Origin of the sequence: Carnobacterium gallinarum DSM 4847 (assembly GCF_000744375.1) — a bacterium.
Lineage (GTDB): Bacteria > Bacillota > Bacilli > Lactobacillales > Carnobacteriaceae > Carnobacterium > Carnobacterium gallinarum.
Genome location: NZ_JQLU01000005.1, coordinates 1,728,640 through 1,749,497, shown reverse-complemented (window position 1 = coordinate 1,749,497; position 20,858 = coordinate 1,728,640). Strand labels below are relative to the sequence as shown.

Sequence of the window (20,858 nt, the reverse complement as noted above, 5' to 3'; positions counted from 1 at the left end):
TTCCAGAGTTTGGAAAGGGGATTTTTTTAATTTTATTCTCTATTCAGTACTTATGAACGTTTGGAATAATAATTCGCTATCCCAATTGCATTCACACAAAGGATAATTCCTAAGGCAAGTATGATTACATTATTTTTTTCACCCGTTTTCGGGAAAATAGTATCGTACCATTTATGCTCAGGAATAACGATGGCTTCTGGATTTTTAGGGATTTTAGACTCAGCTTCAACAAGAGCAATATTTTTAATCGCCTTTTTATCTTTTGCCTTTTCATTTATTACTGCCTTAAACTCAATTTGATGAGTTTTCGTATCAGAAAGTTCAGGAAAATCTGCTGATATTGTCCCGTTCTGGTAGCTTAGATTTCCAGCATCTTTACTTATTAAACTCCCTTCTACATAGGTGACTTCTGCTGGTAACGTATCTGAAATTGACACTTGTTTCAATGTACTATTTACAATAGTATTTTTCACAGTAATTCGATATGTCACCACATCGCCAATTTTCGCTGTCTTTTTATCGACTAATTTTTCAGTTTCCAGATTTCCAATTGTCGGCACAATAAGTGGATCAACAGGTATAACTGGAACTTCTGGCTCATCTGGTGGATTTATATGATCGTCGATTGTGGCTTGATTGATAATTGGAGTTTTGGCAACAGCATCTTGATTTACTGTTACTCTGAATTTAATGCTTCTGGTTTTTGTATCACGAATTGTTGAATATTCCGCTATCAATACGCCATCCTTAACAGTTAATGACGTTGGTTTTGGATCAGCACCTTCGCTACTTACGCTACCTTCTACATACGTTAAACCTTTTGGCAATTTGTCTGTTACCGTGACTTTCTTCAACGTTCCACCAACAATTTTATTTTTAAAGCTAATTGTATAATCAATTTCATCACCAATTTTTGGTGACTGATTATTAACTGTTTTAGCCGATTCCAAAACACCAACAATTTCTTTTGGCGTAACTGGTATTTCTGGTTCTTCTGGCGGATTTATATGGTCATCAATGGTTGCTTTATTGACAATTGGTGTCCCTGCAATAGCGTCTTGATTTACTGTTACTTTGAATTTAATGCTTCTGGCTTTTGTATCACGAATTGCTGAATATTCTGCTACCAACGTGCCATCTTTAACAGTTAGTGACGTTGGTTTTGGATCCGCCCCTTCACTTGTCACGCTACGTTCTACATACGTTAAACCTTTTGGTAACTTGTCTGTGATGGTGACTTTTTCCAGAACACTACTCGTAATTTTATTTCTAAAGCTAATGCTATATTCCAACTCATCACCAATTTTTGGTGCTTGGTGGTTAACTGATTTTGTAGCTTCCAATTCACCGGGAATCTCTGCTGGAATTACTGGAATTTCAGGCTCATCTGGTGGATTAGTGCCATCATCAATTGTTGCTTTATTAATAATTCGTGTGCCTACTGTTGCGTCTTTATTTACTTTCACTTTAAAGACAATGATTCGCGTTTCATTATCTGAAATTGGTGGATAGTCGGCAACTAATTTTCCATTTACAACAGTTAGTGACGTTGGTTTTGGATCAACACCTTCACTTTTAGCGCTTCCTTCAACGTATGTTAACCCTTTTGGCAAAATATCGGTAATCGTCACTTTAGTTACTGTTCCACCGACTACTTTATTTCTAAAATTAATACGATATTCAAGCTCTTCTCCAACTTTTGGAGTTTGGTTATTAACCGACTTACTTGATTCCAACGCTCCTGGGGTATCTGTCGGTGTAACAGGTACTTCTGGCTCATCTGGTGGATTTACATGATCATCAATTGTTGCTTTATTGATAATTGGCGTGGCTGCTACCGCATCTTTATTCACGATTACTTTAAAGCGAATAGTTCTCGTTTTTGTATCGTCAATTGTTGGATATTCTGCTACTAACTGATTATTTTCAACAGTTACTGAGGTTGGTTTGGGTTCATCCCCCTCACTTATCACACTATTTTCAACATACGTTAAACCTTTTGGCAAATTATCAGTAATTGTAACTTTTTTTAAATTGCTATTTTCAATTTTATTTCTAAAACTAATGCTGTATTCTAATTCATCTCCAACTTTGGGTGATTGATGATTCACTGATTTTGTTGACTCTAATTCACCTAAAGTTTCTACTGGAGTCACTGGTACCTCTGGTTCATCTGGTGGATTTGTGTCATCATCGAGTGTCGCTTTATTGACGATTGGCGTGCCTACTACAGCCTCTTTATTGACAGTTACTTTAAATTTAATTGCTCTTATTTTTGTATCACTAATTTGCGGATATTCTGCAACTAAAACACCATTCTCTAAAGTTAACGAGGTTGGTTTTGGATCGTCTCCTTCACTTAGGACACTACCATCTATATAACTTAAGCCCTTTGGCAAATTATCAGTAATCGTAACTTTTTTCAACACACCATTTTGAATTTTGTTCCTAAAGGTAATCCGATACTCTAATTCATCTCCAACTTTGGGTGATTGGTTATTAACGGATTTCGTCGACTCCAGTTCGCCTGGCGTCACAACTGGAATCACTGGTATTTCTGGTTCATCTGGCGGATTCGTATCATCATCAATCGTCGCTTTATTGACGATTGGTGTGCCTACTACAGCCTCTTTATCGACAGTTACTTTAAATTTAATTGCTCTTATTTTTGTATCACTAATTTGCGGGTATTCTGCAACTAATTTTCCGTTATTGACTGTTAATGAAATGGGGCTTGGTGCATCGCCTTCACTCATTACACTATTTTCAACATACGTTAACCCCTTTGGTAAATTATCGGTAATGGTGACTTTTTTCAAGATGCCATTTTCAATTTTATTTTTAAAGGTAATCTGATACTCTAATTCATCCCCAACTTTTGGTGATTGATTATTGACGGATTTCGTCGATTCTAATTCCCCCAATGTTTCTTCTGGAATCACAGGAATTTCTGGCTCATCTGGCGGATTGATGCCATCGTCAACTGTCACTTTATTGACAATTGGTGTTCCTACAACTGCATCTTGATTGACCTTGACTCTAAGCACGATACTTCTCGTTTTAGTGTCATTAATAGTTGGATAGTCAACAATGATTTGCCCATCTGCAATCGCGATTGAGTCTGGTTTAGGATCATCCCCTTCAGTGGTCACACTTTGCTCAACATAAGTTAACCCTTTTGGTAATTTATCGGTAATCGTGACTTTGTTTAAGGTTCCCCCAACTATCTTATTTCTAAAGGTAATTCGATAGTCTATTTCTTCGCCTAGTTTTGGTGCTTGATTGTTAACTGATTTATTTGATTCCAAAGATCCTGGTGTAATAACTGGAATTACTGGAACAACAGGCTCATCTGGTGGATTCTCATGATCATCGATAGTTGCCTGATTGACGATTGGCGTACCAACGATTGCCTCTTGATTTACTTTTACTTTGAAGATAATTGTTCTCACTTTATTATCACTAATTGCTGGATATTCTGCGACTAAGACACCATTCGTTACAGATAATGAAGTAGGTTTGGGATCATCTCCTTGACTTACTACACTGCCTGCCACATACGTCAGTCCTTTTGGCAATGTATCAGTAATAGTTACTTGCTTTAACTTTCCACCAACCACTTTGTTTCTAAAAGTAATTCGATAGTCTAACTCATCTCCGATTTTTGGTGATTGATCGTTAACTGACTTACTGGATTCCAATGCTCCCGGAGTATCGGTTGGTGTCACAGGAACTTCTGGTTCATCTGGTGGATTTGTCCCATCATCAATCTTGGCTTTATTGATAATTGGTGTCCCAGCTACTGCATCTTGATTGACGATGACTTTAAAGCGAATCGTTCGAGTTTTTGTGTCATTAATTGTTGGATATTCTGCTGTCAGCTGACCTTTTTCAACTTTCAATGAAGTTGGTTGAGGAGCATCCCCTTCACTACTGACACTATTTTCAACGTACGTTAACCCTTGAGGTAATTTATCAGTAATGCTAACCTTTTTCAATGTTCCATTTACAATCTTATTTCTAAAGGTAATGCTGTATTCTAGCTCATCTCCGACTTTTGGTGATTGATGATTTACTGATTTTGTCGCTTCTAATTCACCTGGTGTTTCCACCGGTGTCACAGGAACTTCTGGCTCATCTGGTGGATTCGTCCCATCGTCAATTGTAGCTTTATTGATAATTGGCGTACCAACAACGGCATCTTGATTGACGATGACTTTAAATTTAATCTGCCTCGTTTTGGTATCACTAATTTGCGGATACTCTGCTATCAATTGACCATTTTCCACTTTTATTGAGGTTGGTTTTGGCGCATCCCCTTCACTTGTCACACTATTTTCAACATACGTTAGCCCTTTTGGTAAATTATCAGTAATCACCACTTTTTTTAAGATACTATTTTCAACTTTATTTTTAAAAGTGAGACTATATTCTAACTCATCTCCAACTTTTGGTGATTGATGATTCACTGATTTGGTTGATTCTAACTCACCTAATTTTTCTACTGGAGTAATTGGCACTTCTGGCTCATCTGGTGGATTCGTACCATCGTCAATTGTAGCTTTATTGACAATTGGTGTTCCGGCAACAGCTTCATTATTTACTTTTACCTTAAAGCTAATTGTTCGTATCTCATTATCCCGAATTGTAGGATATTCAGCGATTAATTGACCATTTATCACAGTTAACGAAGTTGGTTTTGGATCATCTCCTTCACTTGTCACACTATTTTCAATATACGTTAAACCTTTTGGTAAATTATCTGTTATCGTCACTTTTTGTAACATACTATTAGGAACTTTATTTTTAAAGGTAATACGATACTCAATTTCATCACCAATTTTTGGTGCTTGTTGATTGACTGATTTGGTTGACTCTAAAGCTCCTAAAGTCTCGATTGGTGTCACCGGAACTTCTGGTTCATCTGGTGGATTCGTGCCATCATCAATCTTGGCTTTGTTAATAATCGGTGTACCTACTGCAGCCTCTTGATTAACAGTTACTTTAAATTTGATAGTTCGTGTTTTTGTATCACGAATCGTAGGATAAATCCCAGTTAATTCTCCATTGACAACAGTTAATGATGTTGGTTTTGGATCATCCCCTTCACTGCTGAGACTATTTTCAACATAGGTTAACCCTTTTGGTAGGGCATCCGTCACTATCACTTGCTTTAAAACACTATTTGGAATCGTATTTTTAAATGTAATTTGGTACTCCAATTCATCTCCAATTTTAGGTGATTGCTGATTAACCGTTTTAGTTGTTTCTAATTTACCTAAGACTTCATCTTGAATCCGTACATTCACAATTTCTGAGTTGGCACTTAATGGCGCACTGGTTGCTACATCAACACCTTTAACACTCGCACTATTAGGAATCTCTTGGCTTGGCAAAGCAGTCTCATTAATCTTAGCTTTAAATTCATAAACAGTTTCTTCGGTGGAACCTAAATAACTTCCGCCAGTTACTGCATCAGCATTAACTCCCACTCTAAGGGTTAATTTTCTAGTTGTTGGGTCATATTCTCCTTGATCATCACCAGCTTGATCCGTTTTTGTACCAGTATTTGGTCCAGAAGTAATCGCAAGTGAATTAGGTACAAAATCAAGTCGACTGTCTAGTATGTCTTCTGCAATTGTTGCTTTTGATTCCGAATTCAATCTAGTATTCTTCGTTTTAATTTGATAGGTCACTTCATCACCAATCCTATAAATAGATTTAGGATTCATAACTTCTTTTGTAATCTCTAATTCTGGAATCTCAGCATTGACAGAAAAACCAATCGCATTTGTTGAAAAATCATCTCCTGAACTAGTCGTTCTAAGAGCAATTTGCTGTTGTCCATTTTGGATTAAGCCTTCTGGTAGATGCATTCGATCAACATCAATGTCTAAGAAATTAGGATAACCAGGGTTAAAGCCACCTGGATATTTATCAACCATATGCTCTCCACCATCAGATACCGTCCCATTCATAACATTGTTCACTGGATTCAGTCCATTGGTAATATTCGTCCAAACACCACTGCTATTTTTAATCTGAGCATTATCACCTGTAAAATATTTATCTCCTTGAACACTAAACCAACTAACAATTGGGTCCAACGCTCCTGACTTCGCTGTTACAAAATCACTAATAGTAAATTCATTATTGGTTCCAGCTTTATTTCCTCTAGCACCTTGATAAATACTAAATGCTCGTGATTTTTTCGCTTGATCTTTCGTTACAATAAATAAACTCCAACCGCTAAAATTATATGATTGATATTGTCCATTTAGTGCATTGGTCATCGGAATGTTTCCTAATGTATAACTCCCTGTAGCACTACCGTCTCCCGTAATAATAGACGTTACATCAGCAAAATTAGAAAAACCTGTATTGTTATAACCAAAACCTTGACCTGGATCTTTCCCATCTTGCTGATCGATTCTAAAATAACGATCTGGCGTAACAGAGGTACTTGTTCCATTCGGTGTTTTAAAAACAACTGGTGCTGTAATCTCATCATCTGTCATATTAATTGATGTAGCTGGACCTTTATAACGGGAAGCACTCCAAAAAAGCCCCGCCCATGCAACCTCTTTTCCTCCATCTAAATCAATATATGATTTGCTAGAGTTATAAGTATTCGGATCACTATCGACATCAGCAAAAGTTAATTGAAAATTATTAATCGCATAGCCACTACTTGCTGTCTTTGTATTTAAAAAAGTTTGCGCGGCAGCTGTACTTTCATTGGCAATCTTCAAGTTGGTATTTCCCGTTGAATAAAGTTCTCCTTTGTGAATAGCTTGATAGATTGGTTTATCAAACCCACGACCTGGAATTGGTGCTAACTTTGCTAAATCTGTATTTTTAGCCAAATTAGGCATAGGTAGTGGACTTTCTATTGCAGAATCCGTAGTCACTGCTTCCTCCGTTACTACAGCAGCCTCTTCAGCACTCTTTTCAGCTAAGTCACCCTTTGGATTCTCGACAATTGGTTCCGTTGATTCCATTGGTTCATGACTAACTGGTTCAATCGGACTTTTCAACGAAACTGCCAATTCTCCAACTTCAGCAGCATCCTTTAAAATAGTCACTTCTTGTTTAACATCCCCTACAAATGAAGGAGCCACCTGAGCTTTTATAAAAATCGTCCTTGTTTCATTCGGCTTTAGTTCATAAGTAGCCAAATCTGTTGATTGAATTTTTTGCTCCGTAGAATACACTAAGTTAAACAGTTTGTCTAATTCATCCTGATTTGTTATCTTCTTGCTATCAATTTCAAGTGATTCTTTCTCAAATACAATCTCATCGTTATTTAATTGTTGAATGCTAATTGTACTTAATACATCCTCACTTTGGTTACTTACTTGATAACGAATACCGATCTCATCCTTTTCTAGAGGAATATCCGTTACTTGTTCAGCTAGTACTTTTAAGTTGTCACCTTCAAAGTAGTTTTCTTTATTATCTGTGTTCGTTACTGCTACTACAACAATTGACGGTATAAAAACAGATAGTAATAGCGTTGTTACAACCAAAAAATTAAAATACTTTAACATTTTCATTATTTTTTTCCTCCTCCATTTCATTAATCAGTATAAACGAAACAATTCAGTTACATCAATTGATACGGGTTCAGATATAACAAATTAGATTTAATTCTAATTTCGTTTTAATGTTATTTTATATGTATATTTTTAATGATTATCTTATAAATCCACAAATAGAATTCTCTCCAAAAGTAATTTCGTTCCTTTCTATTTTACATTTACGATTGCAGTCGCTAGTAAAAAAACGTTTTCAATCAGAAAAAATAGTATGATACACTTAATAATATCCTTATTCAGAAAGGAATAATCCTTACTATGAGAACTATTTTTTATCGATGTGTACAATTAAAAATGAGAAATCTCAGAACTGCGATAACTACAAATTTCTCAATTTTTTTATTCTTCTTTTTTGAATTTTTACTTATTTATGCTTATAATTTATTGCTATCTATTTCCAATAGTTTTGCGTCTAGTTCTGCAACGGATAATTTTCTATCTGAGTCTAGTACATACAAACTGGAGTTTCTAGTAACCATTATCAAGATTAGTTTATTAACCTTCTTAATCATTTTTTCTATCTTTGGTCTTTTTCGCTTTTTCATTTTTTTAAATCAGCAATTTCTTCTTTATAAAGAGGAACTTAAAATAAAACTTTTATTAGGGGCTACACCACACTATATTTCCTGTGAATTTATACTTGAACATTTTTTGGAAATCCCTCTTCTTTTTGCACTTAGTCATTTTTTTATCCAATTTATTCGTACAAAATCCAGTTATTTGTTCTCAACTAGATTTCCACTTGACCTAAACGTTGAACAAGAATACCGTTTAGCAAACTTAATCATGATTACAATTTTTCTAATTATCTTTGGACTACTTATTTTAGTTAACTTTCTTTTTGTAAAACAAAAAGTGACTAGACTTCAATAAAACTCAACGAACAAAAAAAAGCATGAAAATCAACTTTCTGATTTTCATGCCTGTTTTTACTTATTTAACAAATTTCCTATTATTTTACATTAATAAAGATATCTTGTGACTCACTTGTTTCACCATTTAACACTTGGTATGAAGTAATCTTATCTCCTAATGCTAATGGTTTTGCTAATGTAACACTATAGTTCCCATTTGCATCACTAGTTACAGGTGCTGACATAGGTTGGTCGTTAATCGCAATATGAACTTCAGCAAGTGGATCTGCTACACCTGAGATAGTTGCTGAACCAGCAAATGCACTCGTAATTGATACTTTTCTTGGAGAAACTTTAATTGATTTAGTATCTGTATTTGTTCCTTCAGTTGCCGTTACAGTTATTTCAGTTCCAGCAACATACGCATGGTCTAATTTAATTGAGTAATTACCTTTATCATCAGACATATCTTGATAAAGACGACTGCCAATCAATACTTCTACTTGAGCATTTCCTCTAAGAGTTGAACCCGTTAATACGGTTTGTTGGCTTGTAATTTTATTAATTGTCACACTTACAGAAGTTGAACTAACAACTACTACATTTGTTCTTTCACTAATATTACCATATGAATCTGTCGCAAATACACCTACTTTGGTATTCACTGGTAATTTGTCAATTGCAACGCTAAAGTCTCCTTTATCATTTGCAACCCCTTGATAATGAGCATTAACTTGCGGTGATACTTCAGTATATATATCAATGACTGAATCTGGTTCTGCAGTTCCAGTAATTACTGCATCATTATCTGTAATTTCATTTACTTCTGGTTTATCTGGAGCAGTTTGGTCTAGAACTTTCCCTTGATATTCAGCACTTATAACACCTGAAATACCAGTTGCAGTAACAACGATATCTGTACCACCAATATATTTGTGATTTAATTGAATTTCAAATGTACCACTTGCCGTTGCTGTTGTTTTATAAATATCTTTGTTGATATGAGCTTCAACAGTAGCACCTGGTTCTGTCGTTCCTGTTAAAATTGATTCTTGATCTGTCAATGGATTAACCACTGGTACAGCTGTTGGTTTTGTTAATTTTACAACAACTGATTCAGATTCACTAATATTTCCAGCAATATCTGTTGCTGTTACATCAATGATTGTTCCACCAGGGAAGGTTTGTGCTAAATCAATCGTGTAGTCTCCCAGACTATCTGCGGTTCCTGTAAATAATTGATGACCAACTTTAACTGTAATTGTAGAATCTGCTTCTGCTGTTCCAGTCAAGATTGTATCATTATCTGTAATTGGAGCAATTGTTGGTTTATTCGGTGCTGTTGTATCCACTACTTCAGTAGTCATACTTGAACCTAAATTTCCAGCACTATCCGTAACAGATAGAACAAGTTTTTCTTGGTAAACTGCATCTCTAACTAATTTTACGGTAAAGTGACCAGTTGTATCTGCTGCATCTGATGTTCCTAAAAGAGTGGTACCATCTTCTTCATAAACACGAACTACTGCTCTTGCTTCTGTTTGTCCTTCAACTAGATTTTGACCGGCTTCAACTGAATCTACACTGTCAATTTCTGGTCCAATTGTATCTACAACTTTTACTACTGTTGGTTGACTTTCAAAACCTGTTGCATCTACTTGTGTAACCGATAAAAACTCACCAAAAATCAGATCACGTGATGTTTCGATTGAAAAGCTCTTATTTGCTTGTACAGCTCCACTACCTAATTCAATGCCACTACTGTCTTTAACAATAATTCGAGAGCCTGGTTCGCCAGCACCTTTTACGATATTTTGATTGGCTTCAGGAGCGATTACTGTCGGTGGTTTAACATCTGCTGATTCAGTAATACCATCACCAAGTTGTGGATTATACCCAACCATCAGATAAGCTGTTGTTTCCATTGGTGTCGTAAATTCCATAGTAATCACATAATCCATATCTTCTTTTGCGACAATCGTTTCTTCATAGGCAGGATTTCCTGATACTGAAACATCTTTCTTAGTACCATTAAAATCAATTGATCCAACAACACCTGCACTAAGTCTAATCCCATAGTTTAAGTTAAGTTTATATTCATGATTTTTTTTCATTTTAATTGTTTTCTTAGCAATAAAGTTTGCATTCCCAATGTTCCCAAAGTTGATGGTTGCATAGTTCATCGTACCATCTGGATTCGACATTCCTTGTCTAAAGACCTTATCAATGTCGATACCTAAATCTGAATTATAGTCTTCAACTTCCCAACCTTTAGATACATCAAAGTTCTCTTCTACTTTTTCTCCAACCGTTGGCAACATTGATGACCATAATTTTGGTTCAGCCATCATACTAGTACCTGCTTTTTCACTTTTTACAGTCGGCGACAGTTGTGATAAAACATTTGCTGAACTACTTTGTGGTAATACACTTACACTCAATACGCTGACAGCCATCATTGAGGCTGCAACAACTTTAATCATCTTCTTATTTGCCATTTTTTCCTTCACACTCACATTCTTTAGTTTAGTTTATATTTTTATTTCATTGTTCCCTTTGTTCAACCGTTAATTCCGTTGGTTCACTTTTAATACCTTTCACAACTTGATACACTGAAACTGAGGCATTTTTAGGAATTGCTTCACTCAATTTCACTGAATAGTTTCCAGAGCTATCTGCAACACCTTGAGTCACTTGATTGTTTACAGTAACAAATATTTCACCAAGTGGATCTGCAGAACCTGCTGGGTAAGATCTTGTAAACACAATACTAAAGTGTCCATTCTCATCTGATGTTCCCTCATAAACTCTGTCACGATAACCAGATATTTTTACTTTTATATCCGCATCAGCAAATGTTGATCCAGTAATTACTTCATCAATTGAGGTCACTCTATTTAATGAGATTTCTTCTGCAGCTACAACTTTTGCATAAGTGACTTCACTTTTTTCACCATTTGCTGGATCTAAAATATAGGCTTCAAGTTCGGTTCCCACTGGATACGTTTGATCTAACGTCATTTTAAACATTCCGTTTTCTTTAATATCTGTTTCATAAAGGTCATTGCCAATTTTAATCACTACGGTTGTATTGGCTTTTCCACTTCCAGATAAACTCAAATCTTTATCAGTTAACTTATCTAAGACAGGTTTTTGAAGAATACTTTTTTTAACGGTTCCAGTATATAAAGCACTGATGTGGCCTGCTTCATCTTCCACATATGCTTCAATAACTGATTCAGCACGGTAGGTTTGATCTAAAGTAACTGAGAACATACCATTTTCGCCAACGGTTGTTTCATATTTATCACCAGCAATCGTTAAATGAAGCGTTGTATTTTTAGTTGCTCTACCTTCAACAATAGTATCTGTATTTAACACAGGGTTTAATTCCGGAGCTGGCAATTCCACTTCACGCTCTAGAACCGTGACTTTAATTTCTTTTGTTCCAACACCACCGTCATTGTCGATTACTTCATAACCAACCTTATAAATACCAGCTTTACTAATGTCCACTGTGTCATACACAATGCGGATTAATCCAGTTAAATCTCCATCTTCTTCATCTTCAGCTGTTACATCATCAAAGGGTTTAAAAGAATCACCTACATAGATAGTTTTATCCTGTGCCGTAATAACTGGAATTTTATTTTCAGTTGCTTTTTGGACTGAAAATCCACCAATTTCTTCCCAATAAGAGTTAAACTCTAGAACTTCATAATATCGATCAGCTTGTAACGAAAGTTGTTCAAAATAAATTTTTGACTCATCAATTCTTCCCTTTGAAATAGTCGCTCCTGTTAACATATCTCTTATTTCGTACTCTGTTGCGCTAGACTCAGATACGCCCATCCGAATTTCTGTCGTTTTTGTTGTAGCATAGGCTGCATAATTAACATAATTGGCTGTAGCCTGACGACCACCTAGACCTAAAAAATTAAATGCAGTAAATTCAGGACCTTCTTCGATAACTCTTGGCATAGAATCAAGTAAACTAGTCGGACTAAAATTAACTAGTGAATTTACTTTAGTTGCCTCTGCATTTGATTGGGCTAAAACAAAGCCACAAAATAAGATTGCTCCTAAACCAACGAACTTTATTCTTTTCACTGTATCTCCTCCTTTTTTTATTGTGTAACTATTAGTTCTGTTGCTTCGCTTCTGATTCCATCAACAACTTGATAGACTAAAACTGAGGCATTTTGAGGAATTTCTTCACTCACTCTCACTAAATAATTTCCAGCACTATCAGCAATGCCTTCAGTAACTTGATTATTTATAGTAACAACTACCTGTCCAAGCGGATCTGCAGAGCCTTCCACTTTTTTATCGCCACTTACAATCGTATTAATTGTTGGCTTTCTAGGATAAATTTGAATTGTTTTCTCAAAAGTATTCCCTGTAATTGGATTTGTAACTGTTACAGTGATACTTGTACCGGCTGGATAAGCTCTTGTAAATACAAAAGTTAAGTTTCCATTTTCATCTGATTTTCCTTCATATATTCTGTCACGATAATTGAAAACTCTAACTTTGATATCTGCATTAGCAAATGTTTTTCCAGAGATTCCTTTATCAATTGACGTTACTCTATTTAAGAAAATATCCTCTGAAGCGACAACTTTTGCATAAGTGACTTCACTTTTTTCACCAGTTGTAGAGTCTAAGATATAAGCTTCAATTGCTGTTCCAACTGGATACGTTTGATCTAAGACTAATTTAAACAAGCCATTTTCATTAATACCTGTTGCATAATGATCATTCCCAATGGTTACCATTAAGGTTGTATTCATACGCCCACTACCTGATAAACTAAGATCTTTATCTGTTAATTTATCTAAAACCGGTTTTTGGATATCATGTTTTTGCACTGTTCCAATATAAGAAGCACTGGTGTGACCTGAAGCATCTTTAATATGAGCTTCAATAGTTGATCCAGCTGCATATGTTTGATCTAATACAACTGAAAAATTACCATTTTCATTAACTGATTCTTCGTATTTATCGCCAGCAATCGTTAGATAAAGAGTTGTATTTTTAGTTGCTTTTCCTTCAACTGCTGTATCTGTATTGAAAACTGGATTTAATTGCGGTGCTGGTAATTCAGTTGCACGTTCAATAACGTTAACTGTCACACTTTTTCTAACAATTGATCCAGCTGTATCTGTAACAGAATACAAGACTTGGTATTCACCAACTTTTGATGTATCCACTTGGTCAAGTACTACAACAATCTCAGAAGTTAGGTCACCATCCTCAGCATCCTCAGCTGTGACACCCTCTAACGCATCAAATGTGTCACCAACATAAATTGTACTGTCTTTAGCTTTAATTACTGGTGGTGTATTTTTTGCTAAAACCGTAACTTTAATTGTTTTCGTTCCAACTTCACCAGCACTATCTTTTACTTCATACGTCACTTCATAAATACCCATTTTTTGAGTATCTACATTATTTGAAACTACTTCAATTTTACTTGTTAAGTTTCCGTCTTCAGCATCTTCAGCAGTTACGCCTTCTAAGGCATCAAACGTATCACCAACACGAATCATGCGATCTTCGGCTTTAATGACTGGGGCTGTATTTCTTGCTAAAACCGTAACTTTAATCGTTTTCGTTCCATATTCACCCGCACTATCTTTTACTCGATAACTCACCGTATAAATGCCTGCTTTTTGAGTGTTTACATCATTTGAAACTACTTCGATTTTACTTGTTAAGTTTCCATCTTCGGCATCCTCAGCGGTTACGCCTTCTAACGCTACAAATGTATCGCCAACATAAATTGTACGATCCTCAGCTTTAATCACTGGTACTTTGTTTCTTTCTAAAACTGTTACTTTAATCGTTTTTGTTCCAATTTCATCAGCACTATCTTTTACTTGGTACGTCACTTCATAAATGCCTGCTTTTTGAGTGTTTACATCATTTGAAACCACTTCGATTTTACTTGTTAGGTTTCCGTCTTCGGCATCTTCAGCGGTTACGCCTTCTAACGCTACAAATGTATCGCCAACATAAATTGTGCGATCTTCTGCTTGGATTACTGGTGCTGCATTCTTCTCTAGAACTGTAACTTTAATTGATTTCGTTCCAATATTTCCTTCACTATCTATTACTTCGTATCTCACATCATAGATACCTGCTAATTGAGTATCAACCCCATCATAAACAACTTGGACTGAATCAGTTAAATCACCATCTTCAATATCTTCAGCGGTGACACCTTCTAGAGCTTTAAAATCACTACCAAATGGAATTTCTTTGTCTTCTGCATGAATAATTGGAGGGGTATCGTTAGCTGGGTGTACATCAAATCGAATTAATTCTTTTTGAACACCGTTTCTATCGACACTAACAATCCCATAATCAGATGTAGTTGATAAGCTCAATAAATTAAACGAAATTTCTGAGCCCGTTCCTTCTCCAATTGCAATTAATTGATTCGATGCAAAATTCATTAATCGATAAGATAGTTGATCTGATCCCTGTATACGAATCATCGTTGTATCTGTTGTTAAATAGCCTTTTTTATTCACAAAATTGCCTTGAGGAAATAGTCCTGTTTGACCAGTATAGTTAAAACTAGTAAGCTCTGCACCCTCACGATTTATTTGCATTGTTTCAAGTAAATTTCCTTGTACATTCAAGCTGTTTAAAATAGCTGATTTCATCTTCATTTGGTTCACAATCATTGATTCAAGAATATTTTCTTTTACATTTTTTTCGCTATTTTTAGCTGCTTCCGCATTCACTTGACTCAGCATTAAGCCGCAACATAAAATTGCACCTAATCCCACTAATTTTAATTTATTCACTATTAAATCCTCCACTTTATACTTATTGTTCAACAATTACTTCTGTTGGTTCACTTTTAATTCCTTTAACGACTTGATAAACTGAAACTGAAGCAGCTTGAGGAATCGCTTCATTCACTCTCACTAAATAGTTTCCAGCACTATCTGCAATACCTTGAGTTACTTTGTTGTTTACAGTAACAAAGATTTCTCCAAGTGGATCTGCTAAACCTTCTACTTTTGTATCGCCACTTAAAATAGCAGTGATTGATGGTTTTCTTGGATAAACTTGGACTGTTTTAGAAAATTCATGTCCAGTAACAGGATTTATTACCTTCACTGTCATACTAGTCCCAGCTGGATAAAATCTAGTAAAATTAATGTTAAATTTCCCATTCTCATCTGAGGCACCCTCATAAATGCGGTCACGGTAACCGAAGACCTTTACTTCAATCGTTGCATTAGCAAAAGTTGTTCCAGTAATTAATTTATCAATTGACGTCACTCTATTTATTGAGATTTCTTCTGCTGCAACAACTTTTGCGTAACTAATTTCACTCTTTTCATTTGTTGCAGGATCTAAGATATACGCTTCAATTGCTGTATCAACTGGGTAAGTTTGGTCTAAAGTAGCTTTAAATAAACCATTCTCATTAATAGCTGATTCATACTTGTCATTACCAATTTTGAATACTAACGTTGTATTTGCACGTCCACTACCTGTGAAAAGTGTATCTTTGTCTGTTAATTTATCTAAAACAGGCTTTTCAAATGTATTTTTTTGAACAGTTCCAGTATAAACAGCACTTGTATGACCTGCATCATCTTTAACATAAGCTTCAATAGCGGATCCAGCTGCATACGTTTGATCTAAAGTTAACGAAAATGTACCATTATCACCAACAGTCTCTTGATATTTATCACCAGCAATGGTTAAATAAAGAGTTGTATTTTTAGTAGCTTTTCCCTCAACGGTTGTATCTGTATTTAATACTGTATTCAATTCTGGGGCTGGTAATTCTACTTCACGCTCAATAACCGTTACACTAATTTGTTTCATGCCTAATGTACCACCAGAGTCCAGAACCATATAAATAACTTTATAGGTTCCAATTTTTGTCGTATCGACTTCATTAAGGCTGATAAAAAGTTTTTCAATAGGGATAATGCCATCCTCGGCATCCCAAATTGTTACGCCCTCTCGTGGATCAAATGTATCGCCAACATAAATCGTACGGTCTTCTGCATGAATAGTTGGTGGTGTATTTTTAGATAGAACTGTTACTTTGATGGTCTTCGTTCCAATACCACCATCACTATCTGTAACTGTATAAGTAACGGAATAAACTCCTGCTTTATCAGTATTCACGTTGTTTGATTCCACCTCAACGCTACTTGTTAAGTTTCCGTCTTCTTCATCCGTGGCAGTTACACCCTCTAATGGTTTAAAACTATCACCAAGACGAATCGTTTTATCCTCTGCTTTAATGACTGGAATTTTATTTTCAGCGGCTTCATATACATCGAATTGGGCAATTTCATTGTAATTGCCTAATATACGGTAATCTCCATTTGTATATAAGGTAATAGTATCAAAATAGATCTGTTGCCCAACAACTCTTCCAGTTGAAAGAATTGTCCCAGAGTTTACATCTATTAATTCATAGTACGTATCATTTGTTTGATTGATATGGATTGAGGTTGTTTTTGTAGTTACATAACCATCCTTGTTTACATAATTGGCTGTAGGAGATAAGCCTGCAATACCATAGTAATGAAAACTAGTAAAGTCTGCTCCTGCACGATTTTTTTGGATTGCCTCAAGAATATTCGCTGATAGACTCCTATTCTTAAAATTGACTACTTTGGTACTCATTTGATTTCCTTGTAATTCATTTTTACTGATTGTCGCCGCACCGGCATCTGTTTGGCTTAATGCTAACCCACAACATAGGATCGCTCCTAAACCAACTAATTTTAATTTATTCATCTTCTCTTTCCTCCTAGTTTTTCTATTGTTCAACTGTTATTTCTGTTTTCTCACTATGAATATTATTTACTACTTGATATACAGCAATTGCTGCGTATAAAGGTACTGTTGCTACTTTAACTGTATAAGAACCAGCTTCATCTGCGGTACCTTCAAAAATCTCATTGTTTACTTGAACAAATACCTGCGCATTTGGATCTGCAATTCCTGAAATTTTCGTATCTCCCGATTGAATTGTATAAATCGTTGGGGCTTTTGGATAAATTTGAACGGTTTTAACAGAACTCACTCCCGTTAGTGGGTCAGTTGCTGTTACTTCAATCGTCGCTCCAGCAGGATAGTTTCTAGAAAATTCAATTGCAAAATTTCCATTTGAATCAGCTTCGCCTTCATAAACACGTGCACGATAATTATCGACTTTTGCTGAAATTACAGCATTCGCAAAGGTCTTTCCTTTTAACCAAATATCTCCAGAAGTAAATTTCTCTAAATAAATATCTTCTGCAGCTTCAACTTCATAAGTAGCGACATCACTTTGTTGTCCATTACTATCTTTAACATACGCTGTAATTTTAGTACCAATCGGATATGAATTATCTAATGCCATTGAAAAGACACCATTACTATTAACATCTTCTTCATATTTGTCTGAACCAATTTGGAGATATAATGTTGTATTTGCAGGCGCTTTTCCTGTAATCGATGTATCTTTTTCTGTTACTTTGTTTAGTACGGGTGCTGTTAATTCATTTTTTACAACAACTCCTGTATAAACTAAACTTTTATTTCCTGCAGCATCTTGTGTATAAGCCGTAATCTGAGTACCGCTAGCATAGTTAGCATCTAAAGTAACCTTAAACACACCTGTTGCTCCGATGTCTTCTTGATACTTATCTGCTCCCATAGTTAGATATAGAGTCGAATTCTTCGCCCCAATGCCTTGCACTGTTGTATCTGTTGTAAAAACAGGATTTAATACAGGTGCAGGAATACTTGTATTTTCAATTACTGTTACAGTAATATCTTTTGTTGCGCTTTTTCCTTTAGAATCTTCTACATAGTAAGAAACACGACACTTTCCAGCTTTTGAATTATCAACTTCGTTAGTTTTCACTTCAACTTTTGAGGTAATATCTCCATCCTCTGGATCTGTAGCTTTCACTTTTTCCAAGGGTTTAAAAATGTCTCCTACATTTATTGTTTGATCCGAAGCTTCAATCACTGGAGCCTGGTTCGACGACCCATCATCAAATACAATGACACGTGCACTTGCCGTTCCTCTTCCACCATCAGAATCGTAAACTTCATAATCAACTTCATAAGTACCAACTGTATTTACATCAACTGTATTTTTCGTAACGTTAATCTTTGATGTCAGAAATCCATCTTCTTTATCCCAAGCAGTTACATTATCTAAGGGATTAAAGTCCCCGCCTAAAGGAATACGTATAACTGGAATAACTGAAATCACTGGATTTGTGTTATTGTATCCTCCAGTTTCAAAAAATAAAACATGCTCTTGATTGTCAGCAAATACTGAATAATGATTATTTGCTTTTAACTGGAAATTCTTGAAGGTAACCGTCTCTCCAACGACTTCTCCAACAGCAACTTCTCCAACACCACCAAATTCTCCATCAATTAAGACATACCTATTATAATTTTGAACTCTTTGCATTTGAATCGTTGTTGTTTGATTCGTTGGATACCCTGCAACGACATAATCTGCCATAGGGTTTGCGTCTGCGTATCCAGTGTGATAAAACGACTCCAATTGCGCTTTATTCAAACTTTTCGCTGACAATACAGTCTCTAAACGATTTTCTAAAAGCTTTCCTGATGTTACCTGACTTGCTGATCCAATAGATGAATCAAAAATCAAACCACACCCTAATACCAAACCACAAATCAAAACTCTAGAACTAATTTTCTCAATTCTCAAATCAATTATCCTCCCAGAATTCATTATATTTATATCAAAGGGCAAATCCCTTTGTTAGGGCAAATCCCTTTGTTCCTGTAATATAACTATACTCCAATAAATTAAATTAATTTGCTCATTTTTTGTATTACTATCTAACTAAATTTTGAACTTGCTTCTTATTGATTTATTAAATCTAAATAATGTTTTTTCCCTCTTTGCTCAACTAAAATCTCATCGATAGCGACATCAATATTCTTTATATCACGTTCTCTTAAAACTGAATTAATGGTTACAATCTTATTTTTGTTTTTATTTTCCAAATTAGAATAAGTAGTTAAACATAAGTCATAGAAAGAATCATCGTTTATAATCTCAAGTGCATATGAATTTTGAAAAGCATGTAATAACGTATTGCCCAGCAATTGTGTTGCTAATATACCTGTATCTGTTACTAATTTTATTTTTATTTTTTGATCAAAGCGACTTAAGAAAAATACTCCTTCACACACTAATAAATAGTTAATAATAATTAATTCCTCATTTTTCACGTCCAAAATATTTTCTTTTCGAGCATGAGAAACGAAACGTTTACATTTTTCATGAAACCCTGGATGTAATAATTTTATTTCGCGGAAATATTGATAATTCTCCCCTAACATAAAATCACTATTAAAAATCTCTTGAATCAAATGAACATAATTTAGTTTTACATTCAAATCTTTTTTCAACCCTTGAGGAATTTTATGAGAGAAAAACTTCTCAAATTCTTCAATGATTAACTGGGTTTGTAAAAAAGAATCTTTGTTATCATATTCACAATTATTTAGTAAAAATTCCCAGTAATTATAATCTTCTTTTAAGTTATCCCAAACAATTGAGAGCCAAATCGCTTCATTATTTGCATCCGTTAAAAATACTTTATTTTTCTTTAGGTAATAACTAAAGATAGGTATTTGCTTCTTATCTGAAATTAAAATTTCATATTTTTCTGTAATTTCTAAATGACTATTTTTTCTATTACGGTAACTATTAATTGCAAGCCAATATTCCATTTCTAAAGTAAAATAAAAACCGCTTCCTCCACTAACTTTTTGTTCAATCTGTGTCACCGTACTCCGGATTTTTTCATGGTCAATATGTTGAAATGGCCAACTTTCTCCATGATATAGTTGCCAAAAAAAGTTGAAATAAAAAATACGAATTTTCATTTCGTCACCTTGAATTCCAACTGTTAAGTCAACTAATTTTAAATCACTTTTTACTAAAAACTTTTTGATTACTTTTAATTTTCTTCTTGCGGAAGCCTCACTAATATGACAAATTTCTTGAATACTGGCCATCGAATTCACTTGATTCAATAAAATTTTCTCCATAATACTTACGGTGATCGACTCACCTATAATTTCTTGAGTGATGCCTCGAATGCTAAAATTATCTGATTTATATAAATAGCTACCCTTATTGCTCACTTCTAGAATTGCTTGTGAACTACAGCAGCGAGCAATTTTGGTTTGTAAAAATTTTAAATATTTATTAATTGTTCCACTAGAATAGCCGGTATAACAGCTTAGTTCATTGGCTGACCACCATCGGACTTCACTATCTAGCAAATTTAATATCTCGATTTCAATTCGTTCTCTTGAATCCATTAAACTTATTAGTACCATTATTCAACACTTCCATTACTAATAATTA

Annotated in this window: 8 protein-coding genes; 1 reads left to right on the top strand and 7 read right to left on the bottom strand. The window is 34.9% G+C overall.

The window, feature by feature from the left end:
• Positions 1–50: 50 nt before the first annotated feature.
• The gene (locus BR43_RS12915; RefSeq protein ID WP_169741058.1) at positions 51–7,556 is read right to left on the bottom strand and encodes an isopeptide-forming domain-containing fimbrial protein; all 7,506 of its coding nucleotides are present in this window, start codon (positions 7,554–7,556) and stop codon (positions 51–53) included.
• A 336-nt stretch (positions 7,557–7,892) separates the two neighbouring features.
• Between BR43_RS12915 and BR43_RS20210 the strand changes: the two genes are divergently transcribed.
• Positions 7,893–8,471 (top strand): hypothetical protein, encoded by a 579-nt coding sequence (locus BR43_RS20210; RefSeq protein WP_169741057.1) that lies wholly within the window; start codon positions 7,893–7,895, stop codon positions 8,469–8,471.
• A 79-nt stretch (positions 8,472–8,550) separates the two neighbouring features.
• On the opposite strand, the gene BR43_RS12905 is transcribed toward BR43_RS20210, so the two are convergent.
• From BR43_RS12905 to BR43_RS12880, 6 genes are all read right to left on the bottom strand, one after another.
• Positions 8,551–10,950 carry an Ig-like domain-containing protein gene (locus BR43_RS12905; protein WP_034562590.1) on the bottom strand — a complete coding sequence of 800 codons (2,400 nt, stop codon included), beginning with the start codon at positions 10,948–10,950 and terminating at the stop codon, positions 8,551–8,553.
• Positions 10,951–10,996: 46 nt separating this feature from the next.
• Complete coding sequence (locus BR43_RS12900; protein WP_034562588.1) at positions 10,997–12,562, bottom strand: Ig-like domain-containing protein; 1,566 nt, start codon at positions 12,560–12,562, stop codon at positions 10,997–10,999.
• Positions 12,563–12,579: 17 nt separating this feature from the next.
• Positions 12,580–15,270 (bottom strand): immunoglobulin-like domain-containing protein, encoded by a 2,691-nt coding sequence (locus BR43_RS19235; protein ID WP_051933956.1) that lies wholly within the window; start codon positions 15,268–15,270, stop codon positions 12,580–12,582.
• Between the two features lie 22 nt (positions 15,271–15,292).
• Entirely contained in the window at positions 15,293–17,239 is a 1,947-nt protein-coding gene (locus tag BR43_RS19230) for an Ig-like domain-containing protein (protein WP_051933955.1), read from the bottom strand.
• 22 nt (positions 17,240–17,261) lie between these two features.
• The gene (locus BR43_RS19225) at positions 17,262–19,181 is read right to left on the bottom strand and encodes an Ig-like domain-containing protein (RefSeq protein WP_051933954.1); all 1,920 of its coding nucleotides are present in this window, start codon (positions 19,179–19,181) and stop codon (positions 17,262–17,264) included.
• 158 nt (positions 19,182–19,339) lie between these two features.
• On the bottom strand, positions 19,340–20,830 hold the full coding sequence (locus tag BR43_RS12880; RefSeq protein WP_034562586.1) for an AcpB/EbpR/MafR family transcriptional regulator: 1,491 nt from the start codon (positions 20,828–20,830) through the stop codon (positions 19,340–19,342).
• Between the last annotated feature and the right edge of the window lie 28 nt (positions 20,831–20,858).